This window comes from Quadrisphaera sp. KR29 (assembly GCF_052644995.1).
Genome location: NZ_JBQXXG010000011.1, coordinates 1 through 14,558 on the forward strand (window position 1 = coordinate 1; position 14,558 = coordinate 14,558).

11 protein-coding genes are annotated in these 14,558 nt (G+C 71.2%); 5 read left to right on the top strand and 6 right to left on the bottom strand.

The features are described 5' to 3' along the window. Window positions 1-41: 41 nt before the first annotated feature. Together ACUN9U_RS11250 and ACUN9U_RS11255 are read right to left on the bottom strand one after the other, a co-directional pair. The gene (locus ACUN9U_RS11250) at window positions 42-1,256 is read right to left on the bottom strand and encodes an MFS transporter (RefSeq protein WP_445485059.1); all 1,215 of its coding nucleotides are present in this window, start codon (window positions 1,254-1,256) and stop codon (window positions 42-44) included. Window positions 1,257-1,444: 188 nt separating this feature from the next. Further along, complete coding sequence (locus ACUN9U_RS11255; protein ID WP_445485060.1) at window positions 1,445-2,500, bottom strand: helix-turn-helix domain-containing protein; 1,056 nt, start codon at window positions 2,498-2,500, stop codon at window positions 1,445-1,447. Window positions 2,501-2,718: 218 nt separating this feature from the next. On the opposite strand from ACUN9U_RS11255, the gene ACUN9U_RS11260 reads away from it, so the two are divergent. Beyond that, complete coding sequence (locus ACUN9U_RS11260) at window positions 2,719-3,741, top strand: zinc-dependent alcohol dehydrogenase family protein (RefSeq protein ID WP_445485202.1); 1,023 nt, start codon at window positions 2,719-2,721, stop codon at window positions 3,739-3,741. A gap of 500 nt (window positions 3,742-4,241) precedes the next feature. On the opposite strand, the gene ACUN9U_RS11265 is transcribed toward ACUN9U_RS11260, so the two are convergent. The 3 genes from ACUN9U_RS11265 to ACUN9U_RS11275 form a co-directional block, all read right to left on the bottom strand. Then, complete coding sequence (locus ACUN9U_RS11265) at window positions 4,242-4,577, bottom strand: carboxymuconolactone decarboxylase family protein (protein WP_445485061.1); 336 nt, start codon at window positions 4,575-4,577, stop codon at window positions 4,242-4,244. Window positions 4,578-4,619: 42 nt separating this feature from the next. After that, a complete protein-coding gene (locus ACUN9U_RS11270; RefSeq protein ID WP_445485063.1) occupies window positions 4,620-5,027 on the bottom strand; it encodes a (R)-mandelonitrile lyase in 408 nt (135 codons plus the stop codon). 126 nt (window positions 5,028-5,153) lie between these two features. Continuing rightward, window positions 5,154-6,467, bottom strand: a complete 1,314-nt coding sequence (locus tag ACUN9U_RS11275) for an MFS transporter (RefSeq protein ID WP_445485064.1) — start codon at window positions 6,465-6,467, stop codon at window positions 5,154-5,156. Between the two features lie 487 nt (window positions 6,468-6,954). On the opposite strand from ACUN9U_RS11275, the gene ACUN9U_RS11280 reads away from it, so the two are divergent. Next, on the top strand, window positions 6,955-7,863 hold the full coding sequence (locus tag ACUN9U_RS11280; RefSeq protein WP_445485065.1) for a helix-turn-helix domain-containing protein: 909 nt from the start codon (window positions 6,955-6,957) through the stop codon (window positions 7,861-7,863). Window positions 7,864-8,169: 306 nt separating this feature from the next. Here ACUN9U_RS11280 and ACUN9U_RS11285 read toward each other — a convergent pair whose 3' ends face one another. Beyond that, window positions 8,170-8,985: an SDR family NAD(P)-dependent oxidoreductase gene (locus tag ACUN9U_RS11285; protein ID WP_445485066.1), complete on the bottom strand. Its 816-nt coding sequence runs from the start codon at window positions 8,983-8,985 to the stop codon at window positions 8,170-8,172. A gap of 129 nt (window positions 8,986-9,114) precedes the next feature. Between ACUN9U_RS11285 and ACUN9U_RS11290 the strand changes: the two genes are divergently transcribed. The 3 genes from ACUN9U_RS11290 to ACUN9U_RS11300 all read left to right on the top strand — a co-directional run bounded on the left by ACUN9U_RS11290 (window position 9,115) and on the right by ACUN9U_RS11300 (window position 14,528). Beyond that, a complete protein-coding gene (locus ACUN9U_RS11290) occupies window positions 9,115-9,855 on the top strand; it encodes a TetR family transcriptional regulator (protein WP_445485067.1) in 741 nt (246 codons plus the stop codon). Window positions 9,856-10,221: 366 nt separating this feature from the next. Next, complete coding sequence (locus ACUN9U_RS11295; RefSeq protein WP_445485068.1) at window positions 10,222-13,254, top strand: family 78 glycoside hydrolase catalytic domain; 3,033 nt, start codon at window positions 10,222-10,224, stop codon at window positions 13,252-13,254. Continuing rightward, window positions 13,251-14,528, top strand: a complete 1,278-nt coding sequence (locus tag ACUN9U_RS11300) for an MFS transporter (protein WP_445485069.1) — start codon at window positions 13,251-13,253, stop codon at window positions 14,526-14,528. The genes ACUN9U_RS11295 and ACUN9U_RS11300 overlap by 4 nt, the downstream gene beginning before the upstream one ends. The last annotated feature ends 30 nt before the right edge of the window (window positions 14,529-14,558 follow it).

Consider the following 14,558-nt stretch of genomic DNA (forward strand, 5'->3'; position numbering starts at 1 on the left):
GTCAGCCCTGGTCAGCCCTGGTCAGCCCTGGTCAGCCCCGGTCAGGCGGGGTTGAGGCCATGCTCGCGGCTGCGCGCAGCCAGCAGACCGAGCGGCACCAGCACCAGGGCAGCGCCGACGACTCCGACCAGCGGTGGCCCCAGCGCTCCCAGGGGGGAGTCCAGAGCCGAGGCGGCGGCCGCCGTTCCGAGTGCAGTGCCGAGGTTGAAGATGGAGGTGGGCATCGCGGTGGCCAGCGTGGGGGCCTCCCCGCCGAAGCGCACGGCCAGCGCTACGTAGATGGGGTTGGCCGACAGCCCCACCAGGCCGAGCCCACAGAAAAGGACAACAGCGGCGAAGGCACTGCCGGACAGCAGGCACAGGGCCACCGACACCAGCACGGTGGCCACCGCCAGGACCAGTGCTGTGCGGTAGGGGTGATGGTCACCCAGCCGCCCGGCAGTGACGTTGCCGGCCACCGCTGCCGCGCCAAAGCCCATCAGCACCCAGGGCACCGCTGAGGCAGGCAGGCCGGCGCGGTCAGTGAGCAGGGGGGCGACGAAGCTGTACGTCGACAGGACCCCAAAGGTGACCATGGCGCAGGTGGCTAACGCCAGCCACAGCCTGCCCGAGCGCAGGGCCGAGACCTCAGCTCTCACGGAGGGGCTTGAGTGCGTCTCCGCCCCAGGCAGGACTAGGCGGGCCACCACGCAGGCCGCCGCCGTCGCCAGCGCGGCCAACCCCCAGAAGGTTCCCTGCCAGCCCACCAGCTGGCTCGTCAAGGATCCCAGCGGCACCCCCAGGACGTAGGACAGCATCCCGCCCCCGAGCACCACCCCCAGCGCACGCGAGCTGGCCGCAGGGCCAGCAGTCTGCGCGGCCAGCACCGATCCGACCGCCCAGAACGCCCCGGTGACCACACCGGTCAGCACTCGAGCCACCAGCAGGACCCCGAAGTGGGGCACGGCGGCGGCGAGCACGTGACCGGCCGCGAAGACCAGCAGGGCCGCGACCAGGGTGGTGCGCCGCGACAGGCGAAGCGTCAGCAGCGCCATCACCGGCGCTCCGACGATCATGCCGACCGCGAAGGCGGTGATGGCCAGGCCGGCCCGGGCGATGGTCGTGCTGAAGTCCGTGGCGATCGAGGGCAGCATCCCCGCGAGCACGAACTCAGAAGTGCCCATCAAGAACGCCCCGACGGCGATCACGTAGATGACCACGGGCAGTCGCGTCGTCGGGGCTGACGAGGCGGTGGTCGGCGCACCGGTGGTGCTCATGTCGTCTCCAGGTCAGGCGGTGCGTTCTGGGGCAAGTGCGCCACTCGCGCAGCGGGCGTCATCGAACAGAGGGACACCGGAGCCGGAGCCGACGCCGACTGATCCGTCCCTCGCGCGCTCCGCGGCCGTCCAGACGCCGAGGGGCTGCCGGCGCGCCAGAGGCTCTTGGGGGACTAGGACGGGCGATGTCAGGCCTCGACCACGTCGTCCTCGCCGCCCACCATGGGCGTTGCGCGTTCCTCGCGGGCCAGATTCGGTTGACTGACGACGGCCTGCTCGGCGGGCTCGTGCCCGGACTGTCGTGCACGCGGCCCTGCGCCTTGTCCGTCGACCTGCTGCCCTGCGGAGGACACCGGAGCCTTCGCGGACTGGCTAGCGGCCCAGGAACCGAGCAGCCGCAGACGCTCAGCGGTCGCACTGCCCGGGTCCGCGGTGTAGATCGTCAGATTCAGGCCGGGTTCGGAAACCATGGCCATGGACTCGAAGGCCAGCTCGAGCTCGCCCACTGCAGTGTGGTGGAAGTGCTTGGTCCCGCTGCCGTGATGACGCACGTCGTGAGTGGCCCACAGGCGACGGAAGTGCTGGCTGCGGGTCGACAGCTCTCCGACCAGGTCATGCATCTCCTTGTCGTGGGGGTCGCGCCCCGCGGTCGTCCGCAAGATGGCCACGGCGATGGCTGCCGCGGTGTCCCACTGGGGGTAGAAGCGCTGGGCGTCGCTGTCCAAGAACGTGTACCGAGCGAAGTTCGGGGGTGCCGCCCCGAGCGAGCTCTCAGGTGCAGCAGCGGCAGACTCGTACAGCGAGCTGTGCATCGCCCGCCCGAGGAGGTTGGCCCCCAGCAGGTCCATGCGCCCGCTCACCACGATCGCCGGCGCGGTGATCGATTCCAGCGTCCACTGCAGGCTGGGTCGCGCCGTCCACCGGTTGGTGGATCGGCGACGCGGACGCGCCAAGGCCGCTGTGCCGTCAGCGGCCTGGGCGAGAGCAAACAGATGGGTGCGCTCTGCATCATCGAGCCGCAAAGCTCGAGCCACCCCGTCGAGGACAGGGGCTGAGACGCCCGCGAGGGCGCCGCGCTCGAGCTTGGCGTAGTACTCCACGCTGACCCCGGCCAGCGCCGCCACCTCCGAGCGTCGCAGACCTCGTACCCGCCGCTGACCGCCCTGGGGAAGGCCCGCCTGCTCAGGGCTGACCTTGGCGCGACGGGTGGTCAGGAAGTCTCGGACCTCGGCGCGGTTGTCCACGGCCACCACGCTAAGTGTCGTCGAGGCGGCAAGACAGTCTCTGGTGAGGGATGTACTGGTAGTACACCCATGACCAGGGCACCTCCCACAGCGGTTGACCGTCTCGTCGCTGGGCAATCATCGATGCGTCAGCGCTCTGCGGCCACGGCCGGACCGTGAAATCCGGTCGACTCTCAGCGCTGATGACGATCAGCCGTCTCGAAATGCAGGAGCTCTTCATGCGAGCCGTTGTCATGCACGCCCCCCGCGACGTCCGCGTCGAGGACGTCGACCGCCCCACCGTCATCGAGCCCACCGACGCCGTCATCCGCCTGGCCGCGACCTGCATCTGCGGGTCGGACCTGTGGCCCTACCGCGGCGCCGACGACGTCACCTCCCCGCAGCGGATGGGCCACGAGTACTGCGGCACCGTCGTCGAGGTCGGCAGCGCCGTTCACGACATCACGGTCGGTGACTTCGTCGTGGGGTCGTTCTTCGCCTCGGACAACACCTGCGAGATCTGCCGCTCCGGCTACCAGACCGGCTGCGTGCACCGCCAGCCCGGCGCCCCGACCGGCGCCCAGGCCGAGTACGCCCGCATCCCCCTGGCCGACGGCACCCTGGTCGCCACCCCCGGCCAGCCCGACCCCGAGCTGCTGCCCTCCCTGCTGGCGGCCTCCGACGTGCTCGGCACCGGCTGGTTCGGCGCGGTGGCCGCTGAGGCCGGGCCCGGTAAGACCGTCGCCGTGGTCGGCGACGGCGCCGTCGGTCTGTGCGCGGTGCTCGCCGCCAAGCAGCTGGGTGCCGAGCGGATCGTCATCTCCAGCCGGCACGCCGACCGGCAGGCCCTGGCCCGGCGGTTCGGTGCCACCGACGTGCTCGAGGAGCGCGGTGAGGAGTTCGTCGCGAAGGTCAAGGAGCTCACCGGTGGCCTGGGTGCGCACTCCGCGGTGGAGGCCGTGGGCACCCATGAGTCGATGCACCAGGCGATCGGCGCCACCCGCGCCGGCGGTCACGTCGGCTTCGTCGGGGTGCTGCACGACGTCGCCATCACCGGGGATGACATCTTCATGACCCACGTGCACCTGCACGGCGGCCCCGCCCCGGTGCGCCGCTTCCTGCCCGAGCTGATCCAGCTGATCTGGGACCGGAAGATCGACCCGGGCAAGGTCTTCGACCTGGCCCTGCCGCTGGACGAGGCAGCCGAGGGCTACCGCGCGATGGACGAGCGCAAGGCCACCAAGGTGATGTTGACCGTCTGAGCGAACGCCTCCTGAGCCCCCGGTGGGAGCCGACCAGTGATCGGTGACGACGGGGGCTGGGGCGCGAGGAGGCCGCGAGCCGGTGGGCAGCAGGGAGCGACTGCTGAGGATCGTGGGGCGCGCCGGGCGGTCCGATCGGGCGGCGAACCGGGTGGCGAACCGGGTCGCGGTAGACCCCCGCTCCGGCAGCACCTGAGCCGACATCGACGTCGAGTCGTGTGGTGCGCGGTCTCGTGCCTGGATGGCTGAGGCCCCGGTCCGATGGACCGGGGCCTCAGCCAGACACCTTCACCCCACCACCGTCATCGGGGAGCGGGCCTCGAACCGTCCTCTCGCGCCGAGCTGACACGCGGTGGGGAGCCCGGCGTCATCTGGTGTGGTGTCACAGGTCCGTGCGGGGTCGAGTCTTCGGCGCTGTCCACGGCGACTCCGTCGATGGAGCGGTGGGCGGGCATGACGTCCTGGCGCCTGTCGCGTCACGACCTCGGGCAGTACCGCGCTCAGCCGTCCAGGACCTCCTTGGCGACCCCCATGGCGGTCATGGCCTTGGGCCATCCTGCGTAGAAGGCGAGATGGGTCACCGCTTCGATGAGCTCGTCCTTGCCAACGCCGTTCTCCCTGGCGCGGCCGAGGTGGAACCGCAGCTGGGTGGCGTCGCCCGAGGTGACCAGGGCGGCAACGGTGATGAGGCTGCGGTCGCGGGCTGAGAGACCCGGTCGGTTCCACACGTCCTCGAAGAGCACGTCATCGGTGAGTTCTGCGAACTTCGGGGCGAACTGCCCGAATGATCGGCGTCCTCCACCGGTCTGGTGAGGCTGAGGGGTCTGGTCTGCCATGGATCTCTCCTCGTCGAGCTGTTGCCGGTGGTGTGTGGAGGGTCAGGCCCGCTGGGCCGCGGTGTACTCGGCCTCACCGACCGGCTCCAGCCAGGTCGTCGGGTCTGATCCGTCTTCGTTGACCTCCAGAAGAGCGAAGTGACTCATGAACGCGTCTGCACTCGCGCCGTGCCAGTGCTCCTCGCCAGGGGGACAGACCACGGTTTGACCTGCAGTGGCGTGCACGACGCTGCCATCCCGGGTGCCTACCAGCGCGACCCCTTCACTGACGTGGAGGGTCTGGCCGACGTCGTGCCGGTGCCAGTTGGTGTGGGCGCCGGGAGTGAAGCGCACCAGGCTGGCGGTCATGCGAGAGGGAAGCTGGCCGCGGTGGATCGGCGTGAGGTAGACGTCGCCAGTGAAGTTCGACGACGGTGCCTTCACCGTGGCGGCGGTTGGCTTGAGCTCCATGAACAACTCCTTCGTGTCGGATCGACGTGTGGGAGGTCGTGTTGCGGTGTCCGGATGACCGGCCATTCCGCGGCGGTGTCACCTGCTCGGTACCCATTCCTCCCGGGCCAACTTCCCAACCCCGGCTCAGGTCCGGGCAGAGGAACGGGAGGTGACTCGGATCAGGGGCAGGCACAGAAGCGCCAGCGCTGCGACGGCGGCGGTCAGCGCCAAGCTGATGCGCAGACCGGTCTGAAAACCTGCGCTGGCTGCGAGCAACGCCCCGAAGACGGCCACGGCCAAGGCGCCTCCGAGCTGTCGGGAGGTGTTGAAGACGCCGCTGGCAGTGCCGGCGAGCGAGGCCTCCACCTGGTCCAGCAGGGTGGCGGTGGTGGCGGGCATGACCAGTGGTCCGGAAAGACCCATGGGCACCAGGAGCACGGAGATGACCCAGACCGGCGCGGAGGCCGGCACCAGGGCCAGGGCGAGCGCCCCCAGCACCAGGCAGGCCAAACCCGCTGCGATGGGCGTTCGAGGGCCCAAGCGCCCGGCGATCCGTGCGGAGAAGGGAGTCAGACACGCTGACAGGACCATCATCGGCAAGAAGGTCAACCCGGCTTGCAGAGCGGATAAGCCCCTCACCTGCTGGAAGTACAGGCTGTAGAGGAACGGTGTGCCGTAGAAGCCGACCATGAAGGCGAACCCGATGACGACGGCGCCGCTGACTGTGCTGGAGCTGAACAGTCGCAGCGGCAGCATCGGGTGGCGTCCTCGAGCCTGGGTGAGGGCGAAGGCGACCGTGGCCACCAAGGCGATGGTGAAGGCGGCGAGGACGCGGCCTTCCAAGCCAGCGCTTCCGACTTCGATGGCCCCGTAGGTGAGCCCGCCCATCGCGGCTACCGCCGTCAGCTGTCCAGCGACGTCGAAGGGACGCTGCTGAGCGGTTGTACGCGGTGAGCGAAGCAGGAGCAGCACGGTCAGCAGGCCGACCGGCAAGTTGATGTAGAAGATGAGCCGCCACGACGCCATCGAGAGGAGGCCCCCCAGGAGAGGGCCTGCGGCCGCCGCCACTGCACCCCCCAGGGCCCACAGGCCCACCGCCCGCGCACGGGCAGCCGAAGCGGGGTAGGCGTGGCGGATGAGCGCCATCGTGGACGGCATGATCACGGCTGCGCCGATGCCCTGGGCGATGCGAGCCGCCACCAACATCGACAGGTTGGTGGCGAGCGCGCAGGCCAATGAGGCTGCCATGAAGAGGACGAGGCCGACGGCGTGGGACTGGCGAGCGCCGACCCGGTCGGACAGGGACCCCGCCGAGAGCAGGAAGGCGGCGAACATCAGGGCGTAGCCGTCCACGACCCACTGCAGACCACTGATCCCTCCCCCCAGCTCTTGCCGGATGGAGGGCAGCGCGACGTTGACGATGGTGGCGTCCAGCGTGATGACGAAGAAGCCCAGCACTGCTGCCGCCAGCGCCGCCCGTGCGTTGCCTGCTGTGTCTGCGCGAGGAGGGAGCCGCGGGCGCCTGCGCGGGCCGCTGGAGCCGGACAGTCCAGGAGTGGACAGGCTGCTGGCCGGTGTCGTGCGGGATGACGTGTGCTGCTCGGTGGTCATGGCCGTCAGGAGGGGGTGATGCTGCGCGGGGAAGGACCGGTCGCAGCCGTGGACGCTGCGCCCCAGGTTCGCGCACTCGTGAAGAGATCGAGCAGCCGCGGACGTGGCCCCTGCGGTGCCACTGGGGTCGTGGAGGCTGAGCTGGGCATGACTTCCTCTTTTCCGCTCGCAGCCGCCTGGGCTCCTCACAACGAAGAGAAGTGGCTGGTCAGCGGCAGTGGTGGGTTCGATTCCGTCTCAGCGAACACCGCGGCCGCGGTGACAGCCAGGCCTGGTCTTTCCAGGTTCTGGCAGAACCTGGCTGCAACCACGGCTCGTGCCTAGCCTGCCCTGCATGGACCACAGCGATGAGGTGCGCGCCTTCCTGTCCAGCCGTCGAGCGCGCATCACCCCCGACCAAGCGGGGGTCCCGCTGTACGGAACGCGACGACGCGTCTCCGGGCTGCGCCGGGAGGAGGTCGCACAGCTGGCGGGCGTGAGCACCGACTACTACGCCCGCTTGGAGAAGGGCAACCTGGCGGGTGCCTCAGAGGCGGTCCTGAGCGCGATCGCGGGTGCGCTGAGCCTCAACGACGTGGAGCGCTCTCACCTGTTTCACCTCGCCCATGCCGCGGGACCGGGCAGGGGGCACCAGCCCAGGCGGCGCGTCCAGCACCTCGTGCGACCTAGCGTCCAACGCATCTTGGACTCGATGACAGACACCGCGGCGTTCTTGCGCACGGGCCGTCTCGACGTGCTGGCCTTCAACGACCTGGGACGGGCCCTGTACGCGCCAGCAGTGAGCAGCACCGAAGGCAAGGGTGGGTCGGGGCGTGAGGCTGCGAGAACAGGCAACGTGGGGTCAGTGGTCAACCTCGCACGTTTCGTCTTCCTCGATCCGGCGGCTCAGACGTTCTACCGGGACTGGTCTCGCATCGCGGCTGAGGCTGTCGGGAATCTGCGTGCGCAGGCAGGGCGCGACCCCCAAGACCCCATTCTGAGGGACCTCATCGGACAGCTGTCCATGCGCAGTGAGGCGTTCGCTGCTCAGTGGGCGGCCGCTGACGTGCGTTCCTACCGCAGTGGCACGCAGCTGTTCCACCATCCAGCGGCGGGAGAGCTCGAGCTGAGCTACGACGCCCTCGACCTGCCGGCCGATCCCGGACAGACGGTCATCGCATACTCCGCCGCGGCGGGCAGTGAGGCCCAGAGACGCCTGACGCAGCTGCGCGAGGTCGCTGGGCGATGCGCGACTGATGCATGAGTGCCGCGAACGTCTGCTGGCAGACCTCCGCGGAGGGAGTAGTCGTCGACTGGACGCTCAGCAGGGGCGCTGCGCCGCACTCGTGGCCCGGGTGCGATGGCCTTCGAGAACAGGGGGGCTGCGGCGCCTGATGCCGTCGCGGTTGGGTTTGCCGCCGGGCCGGCCGCACTCACCCCCCGCCCACACAGCCCGCACGCGCGGTGCGGCGCGTGCGCGCACGACCTCGCTTCCTCAGCCAGGCGCCGTCCCGTATCTGGGGTGGCCTACCTCGCACCACCGGGGGCTGGGACGGTGCTGCTGGCCGGCTCACACCAACGCGGCGCTGGTGTCCCAGAGGTCTCGTGCCAGAGCGTCGTCATGGGCCTGCGGGGTGGTGCTGCCGACCTTGTGCCCGTCGTAGTAGGCCGCCCGCTGCCAGGTCTGCCCGGGGACGCCGTTGATGAGCCAGACCAATCGCTTGGCGGACTCCTGCGGGCTGATCAGCGCCAGACGCTTGAGAGGGGTGCGGTAGATGAACCGGAACCAGCTGGTGGTGTCGCTGGCGAAGTTGGTGGCCACATTGCCGGGGTTGAAGGTCACTGCGTCGATGCCCTGCGCGCGGTAGCGGCGGTCCAGTTCCTTGGTGAACAAGATGTTGGCCAACTTGGCGTCGCCGTAGGCCTTGTTGGGGGAGTAGGCACGCTCGTTCTGGAGGTCCGTCAGATCGATCTTGCCGAAGTTCTTGGCTGCCGAGCTGGAGGTGGCGATGACCTTGGCGCCGCTGACGGTGAGCGTCGGCAGGAGCAGGGTGGTGAGCAGGAAGGGGGCGAGGTGGTTGACCTGGAGGGTCCTCTCCAGTCCGTCTCTGGTCTGCTCGCGTGCGCCGAAGATGCCGCCGGCGTTGTTCGCCAGGACGTCGATACGGGGGTAGGTCGCTGCTAGGTCCTGTGCGAGTCGCCTGACCTGCGAAAGATCCGCGAAGTCGACGGCCCGGTGGTCGGCGCCCAGTCGCGCGGCAACCGCTGCGGTCTTCGCGGGTGACCGACCCACCAGCACGAGTTGATCGCCCTGACCGGAGAGCTGGGCGGCTGCGGCCGCACCGATGCCGTCGCTCGCACCAGTGATCACGATGGTTCGGGGCATGCTCATCTCCCTTGGGTGGCTTCGTCGCCCCACAGGAGCGCCTCTCTGCGCCAACTATGGCACTAGGTGTCAAGTTTGGCGCTAGGTCTCTATGATGGAGGAATGGTCACGAGCCCTCACGGGTCATCAGTGCTCAACGGCAGCGAGGCGATGGTGTTGTCGGATGTGCCCGCACGGGCGGCCACGACCTCACCGACGACCTCACCGACCGAAACTGAGGTGACCCCAGGGTTGCGCGAGCGGGCGCGGCGGGCCGTCGTGGCCGAGCTGACCGCTGAGGCGATGGCGCTGTTTCTCGAGCACGGTTTCGACGCCACCACGGTCGAGCAGATCGCCTCTGCCGCCGGCATCTCCAAGCGGACGTTCTTCCGCTACTTCCCCACCAAGAACGCAGTACTCGCCGCTGCGATGCAGGCTCCAGGGCGCGCGCTGGTCGACGACCTGGTGCGCCGTCCCCATGACGAGGAGCCCTGGCTAGCGCTGCGGCGCTGCTTCGACGCCCTGGTCGGGCAGCTCGGCGCCGACGAGCGCACGCTAGCGCTGACGCGGATGATGCTCAGGTCGCCAGACATGAACGCCAGTCATCAGGACAAGCACGCGACCTGGCACGCCATGTTGACGACGGCCCTCATCGCGCGCATCCCATCTCCAGCGGATGACCCGAGATGGGTCGCTCCGGCCGACGGGGTCGATGAGCCCGATCAGGACGCACGGCACCTGCGTGCTCAGGCGCTGGCTGGTTCAGCACTGGCCTGCTTGACGGCGGCTCAGAACCGGTGGGTCGACTCCGATGGCGCACTCTCGCTGGCTGTCCTGCTCGATGTGGCCATGGGCGCTGTGCATGCTCTGCCTGGCGCCCAGCTGTCGTAGTCGGTCGTCCCAGGTGGTTGGCGCTCGGCGGCAAGCGGGCCTGACCAGATGCATCACCTGCGCGCCGTCCTCGGAGTCGTCTCGATGCACGTCACGGCGTTCGCGCCTTCGGTTCCCGTTGCCCCGCGAAGCACACGGTGGCCTTCGTGCCTGGTGGACGTCCGCTTCGATCGAGGCGTGCCTCCGGCCGGTTGAATGCCGCGCCGGGGCACGAACCTGCACAGCACTGAATCACGGTCTACGGATGAGTCGCTGGCCGTCCTAACCCTGCCCTGACATGCAGCGAGGGGCGCTTGACAGCGGCCGCACCAAAACGCATAGGCTCCAGTGAAACGTTCCAAAATCTCTGGACAGCGAGGCGCGTCGATGACGACGGACCACACGGCGGACCACACCCAGCGCACGGCCGGCAGCGCCCAGCGCCCACAGGTCAGCGCCCTGCGGGTGGAGCACCACCGCCAGGGGGAGGCCCTGGGCATCGGCCAGGCTGAGCCCCGGCTGTCCTGGCAGGTGGCCGCCGGGCCGCGCGACTGGGTGCAGGCCTCCTACGAGCTCCGGCAGGTCGACGACCAGGGTGCCGAGCTCGCAACCACCGGGCCGCACGGCTCGGCCGAGCAGGTGCTCGTGCCCTGGCCCTTCGCGCCGCTGGCGAGCGGGCAGCGGGTCCTCGTGCAGGTGCGCACCACCGGCGCCGACGGGCTGACCAGCGACTGGTCGGCGCCCGAGCCGGTCGAGGCAGGGCTGCTGCAGAGGTCCGACTGGCACGGCGTGCTCGTCACAGCAGACCCACCGGGGGAGCCCGGCGCTCCCGTGGCATCGCCCGCGCCGCGCCTGCGCCGCAGCTTCGTGGTCCGCGACGGCCTCGTGCGCGCCCGGCTGCGGCTCACCGCGCACGGTCTCGTGGAGGCGCACCTGAACGGCGAGCGGGTCGGTGACGAGCTGCTCGCGCCCGGTTGGACGGCCTACCGCGACCGCCTCCGCTACCGCACCCATGACGTCACCGCGCTGCTGGTGCCGGGAGAGAACGCCGTGGGAGCGCTGCTCGGCAACGGGTGGTGGCGGGGCCGCCTCACCTGGGGCGGGCGCCGGGCCCTGTACGGGACCCAGCGCGCGCTGCTCGCGCAGCTGGAGCTGACGTACGCCGACGGCAGCACCGAGCGCGTCGTCACCGACGGGTCCTGGCGCTGGAGCAGCAGTGAGGTGCTGGACGACGACCTCTACGACGGGGAGCACGTCGACCTCCGCCTGGCGGACCGGGCCTGGCTGCTGGCCGGCTTCGACGACTCCAGCTGGGCAGCGGTCACCGAGCTCGGGCTACCCGACGCCGAGCTGGTGGCACCGGACTCCGCCCCGGTGCGCGCCGTCCGCACCGTGCGCCCCGCCTCCGTGGAGGTGCTCGACGGACCCGGTGCCGGTGCCGGCCCCGGGGAGACGACGGTGCGGGTGGACCTGGGCGAGAACGTCGTCGGGCACCTGCGCCTGCGGGTCCGGCCCGGCACCGAGAGCGGCGGGCCCCAGGACGGCGACCGCGTGGTGGTGCGCCAGGCCGAGGTGCTCGAGCACGGAGCGCTGGGCGTGCGGCCGCTGCGCACCGCGCGCGCCACCGACGTCTTCGACCTCGCTGCAGGTGCCGCGGCCGGAGAGCAGCTGCTCGAGCCCCGCTTCACCTTCCACGGCTTCCGCTACGCCGAGGTCTCCGGCCCGGCCTGGCTGTCCGGGCTCACCGCGGACGACGTCGAGGGCGTCGTCATCACCTCCGACCTCGAGCTGGCCGGCGGCTTCTCCTCCTCCGAGCCGCTGCTAAACCAGCTGCACGACAACGTCCTGCGCGGCTGGCAGGGCAACGCCGTCGACGTGCCCACCGACTGCCCCCAGCGCGACGAGCGCCTCGGCTGGACGGGCGACGCGCAGGTCTTCAGCCCCACCGCGTCCTTCCTCACGCGTTCGGGCGGGTTCTGGACGAGCTGGCTGAAGGACGTCGCCGCCGACCAGGTCGACGGCGCCGTGCCGTTCGTCGTGCCCGACGTGCTGTCCGGGCCGGGCGTCTTCGGAGCCGACGGCGGCCCGGTGCCCGCGGCCGCGTGGGGCGACGCCGGCGTCGTCATCCCCTGGGTCGTCTTCGAGCGCACCGGCGACACCGCGGTGCTCGAACGGCAGTGGCCGAGCATGGTCGCCTGGGTCGAGCGCCTCTTGCGCGAGGCCGGCGACGACCTCCTGTGGTCGGGCGGGTTCCAGTTCGGCGACTGGCTCGACCCGACGGCGCCTCCGGACGACGCCGCCGCGGCGCAGGCCGACCCCGACGTCATCGCCACCGCCCACCTCGCGCGGGGTGCCGACCTCCTCGCCCGGACCGCCCGGGTGCTGGGCCGCGACGAGGCCGCCGCCCACTGGGACGGCGTCGCGCGCCGCGTCCGCGCCGCCTTCGCGGCGGAGTACGTCACGGGCGCGGGACGCGTGCTGTCGGACTGCCCCACGGTCTACGCCGTGGCGATCTGCTGGGACCTCCTGCCCGAGGGGACGCGCCAGCACGCCGGTGACCGGCTCGCGGACCTCGTGCGCACCTCGGGGTTCCGCATCAGCACCGGCTTCGTGGGGACCCCCCTGGTGACTGACGCCCTCACCCTGACCGGCCACGTCGACGTCGCGCACCGGCTCCTGCTGCAGCGCCGGGTGCCCAGCTGGCTCTACCCCGTGACCATGGGCGCCACCACGGTGTGGGAGCGGTGGGACTCGATGCTGCCCGACGGCACCATCAACCCCGGCGAGATGACGTCCTTCAACCACTACGCGCTGGGCGCCGTGGCCGACTGGATGCACCGCACCCTCGCCGGGCTCGCGCCGTCGACCGCTCCGGAGGCCGCGGGGTACCGGGAGCTGGTGGTGGCCCCTCGCCCCGGCGGCGGGCTGACCAGCGCCTCGGCGTGGCACGACACCCCCTTCGGCCGCGCCGCCGTCGCCTGGAGCGTCGACGTCGAGGGTGGGACCTGGCACCTCGACGTGGCGGTGCCTCCGGGGGCCCGCGCCGTCGTCCACCTCCCCGACCGCAGCGAGCCGGTCCGCGTCGGGAGCGGTGAGCACGCGTTCTCCCTGCCCGTCTCCGCGGTCTCCGGCGCGGGGGGTCCGACGCCCGGTCTCGACTCCTCGGTGCGGGAGCTCCTCGACGACGCCCGCGCCTGGGATGCGGTGTCCGCGGCCCTCGTGGGCGCGGGAGTGGGCGCCGACGACGGCGAGGCCGCCCGGCGCATCGCCCCCCTGCTCGACCGCAGCGTGCGCGTGATGGCGCTGACGGCCGCCGCACCCGGCAGCGTGCCGGCGGGGTCGTCGCTGCTCGACGCCGTCGAGCGAGCCCTCCGTGGCGTCGCCCCCCAGACGGGAGCCGCCGCCGGAGCGACGCCGTGAGCGCCGTGGCCGCGCCGGTCGCCGGTGGTCGGCCACCGTGGAAGGTGGCCGTGCTGGGCGGGGCGGCGTCGTACATCGACGCCGCCACGATCATCGCCGCCGGGACGGCGTTCGTGCTCTACCGGGACGCCCTCGGGCTCGGCGCCTGGGACATCGGCGTCCTGTCGGCCGTCCTCACGCTCGGCCTGGCCGTCGGAGCGCTCGTCGGCGGGCGGCTCGGTGACCGCTTCGGGCGCAAGCGGGTCTTCTCGGTCGACCTCCTCGTGCTCGTCGCCGGACTGCTCGTGCTCGCCCTGGCGCCCAGCACCGCGCTGCTCTACGCGGGGACGGCGGTGACCGGGCTGGCCCTCGGCGCCGACATCCCGGTGTCCCTGGCCCTCATCGCCGAGGAGTCACCGCCGGAGCACCGCAGCCGCCTGGTCGCGTTCTCCCAGGTGATGTGGATCGGCGGCATCGTCGGGTCGCAGGCGGTCGGCTTCGCCGTCTCCGGCCTCGGCGAGCTGGGCGGCCGCATCCTCTTCGCCCAGGTGGCGGTCATCACGCTCGTCGTCTGGGCGCTGCGGCGGACCCTGCCCGAGTCGACAGCGTGGAGCCGGGTGAGGACGGCGGCCGACGTTCCCCCACCTGGTGCGCCGGGCACCCGGCGGCCGCGCCTGGGCGTGCTCGCCGCGTACACCGCGCCGCTGACGGCGGTGACGCTCTTCTACGTGCTGAACAACCTGTCCGCGAACACCATGGGCCAGCTCGGCACGTTCCTCTTCGTGGACGTGGCGGGCGTCAGCCCCACGCTCGCGACCGGTACCGGCCTGGTGGGGACCGCCGTCGGGCTGACGGCCAACCTCCTGTTCATGCGCATCGCGGGGCGCCCGTCGCGCATGACGGGCTTCGTGGTGGGCACCCTGCTGCTGGCCGCGGGGTTCTCCGTGCCGGTCGTGCTCGGCGTCAGCTACCCGACGGTGCTGGTGGCCGCGCTCCTGTCGGCCTTCGGCGGTGGCCTCGCCGGCGAGGCGATCTTCAAGGTCTGGAGCCAGGAGCTCTTCCCGACCGCGGTGCGCGCCACCGCCCAGGGCACGGCCATCTTCGTCACCAGGGCGCTGACCGCGGCCTTCGCCGTCGTCACGCCGGCGCTCGCTGAAGCCTCGCCCCGCGGTCTCTTCGCCGTGCTGGTGGCGGTGAACCTCGGCGCCGGCCTGGTCGGGCTGCTGTGGGTCGCCCGCCGGCCGCGCGTCGTCGAGCCGGAGGACACCCGGGGACCGGAGGCCGTGGCCCGCTGACCTGCCGCCTACGAGGTGGAGGTCAGGCGC

What these genes read in the sequence shown, in the direction of transcription:
- ACUN9U_RS11285 (WP_445485066.1), bottom strand. Translation starts at nt 8,985, where the DNA reads ATGCCCCGAACCATCGTGATCACTGGTGCGAGCGACGGCATCGGTGCG.
- ACUN9U_RS11295 (WP_445485068.1), top strand. Translation starts at nt 10,222, where the DNA reads ATGACGACGGACCACACGGCGGACCACACCCAGCGCACGGCCGGCAGC.
- ACUN9U_RS11270 (WP_445485063.1), bottom strand. Translation starts at nt 5,027, where the DNA reads ATGGAGCTCAAGCCAACCGCCGCCACGGTGAAGGCACCGTCGTCGAAC.
- ACUN9U_RS11280 (WP_445485065.1), top strand. Translation starts at nt 6,955, where the DNA reads ATGGACCACAGCGATGAGGTGCGCGCCTTCCTGTCCAGCCGTCGAGCG.
- ACUN9U_RS11260 (WP_445485202.1), top strand. Translation starts at nt 2,719, where the DNA reads ATGCGAGCCGTTGTCATGCACGCCCCCCGCGACGTCCGCGTCGAGGAC.
- ACUN9U_RS11265 (WP_445485061.1), bottom strand. Translation starts at nt 4,577, where the DNA reads ATGGCAGACCAGACCCCTCAGCCTCACCAGACCGGTGGAGGACGCCGA.
- ACUN9U_RS11250 (WP_445485059.1), bottom strand. Translation starts at nt 1,256, where the DNA reads ATGAGCACCACCGGTGCGCCGACCACCGCCTCGTCAGCCCCGACGACG.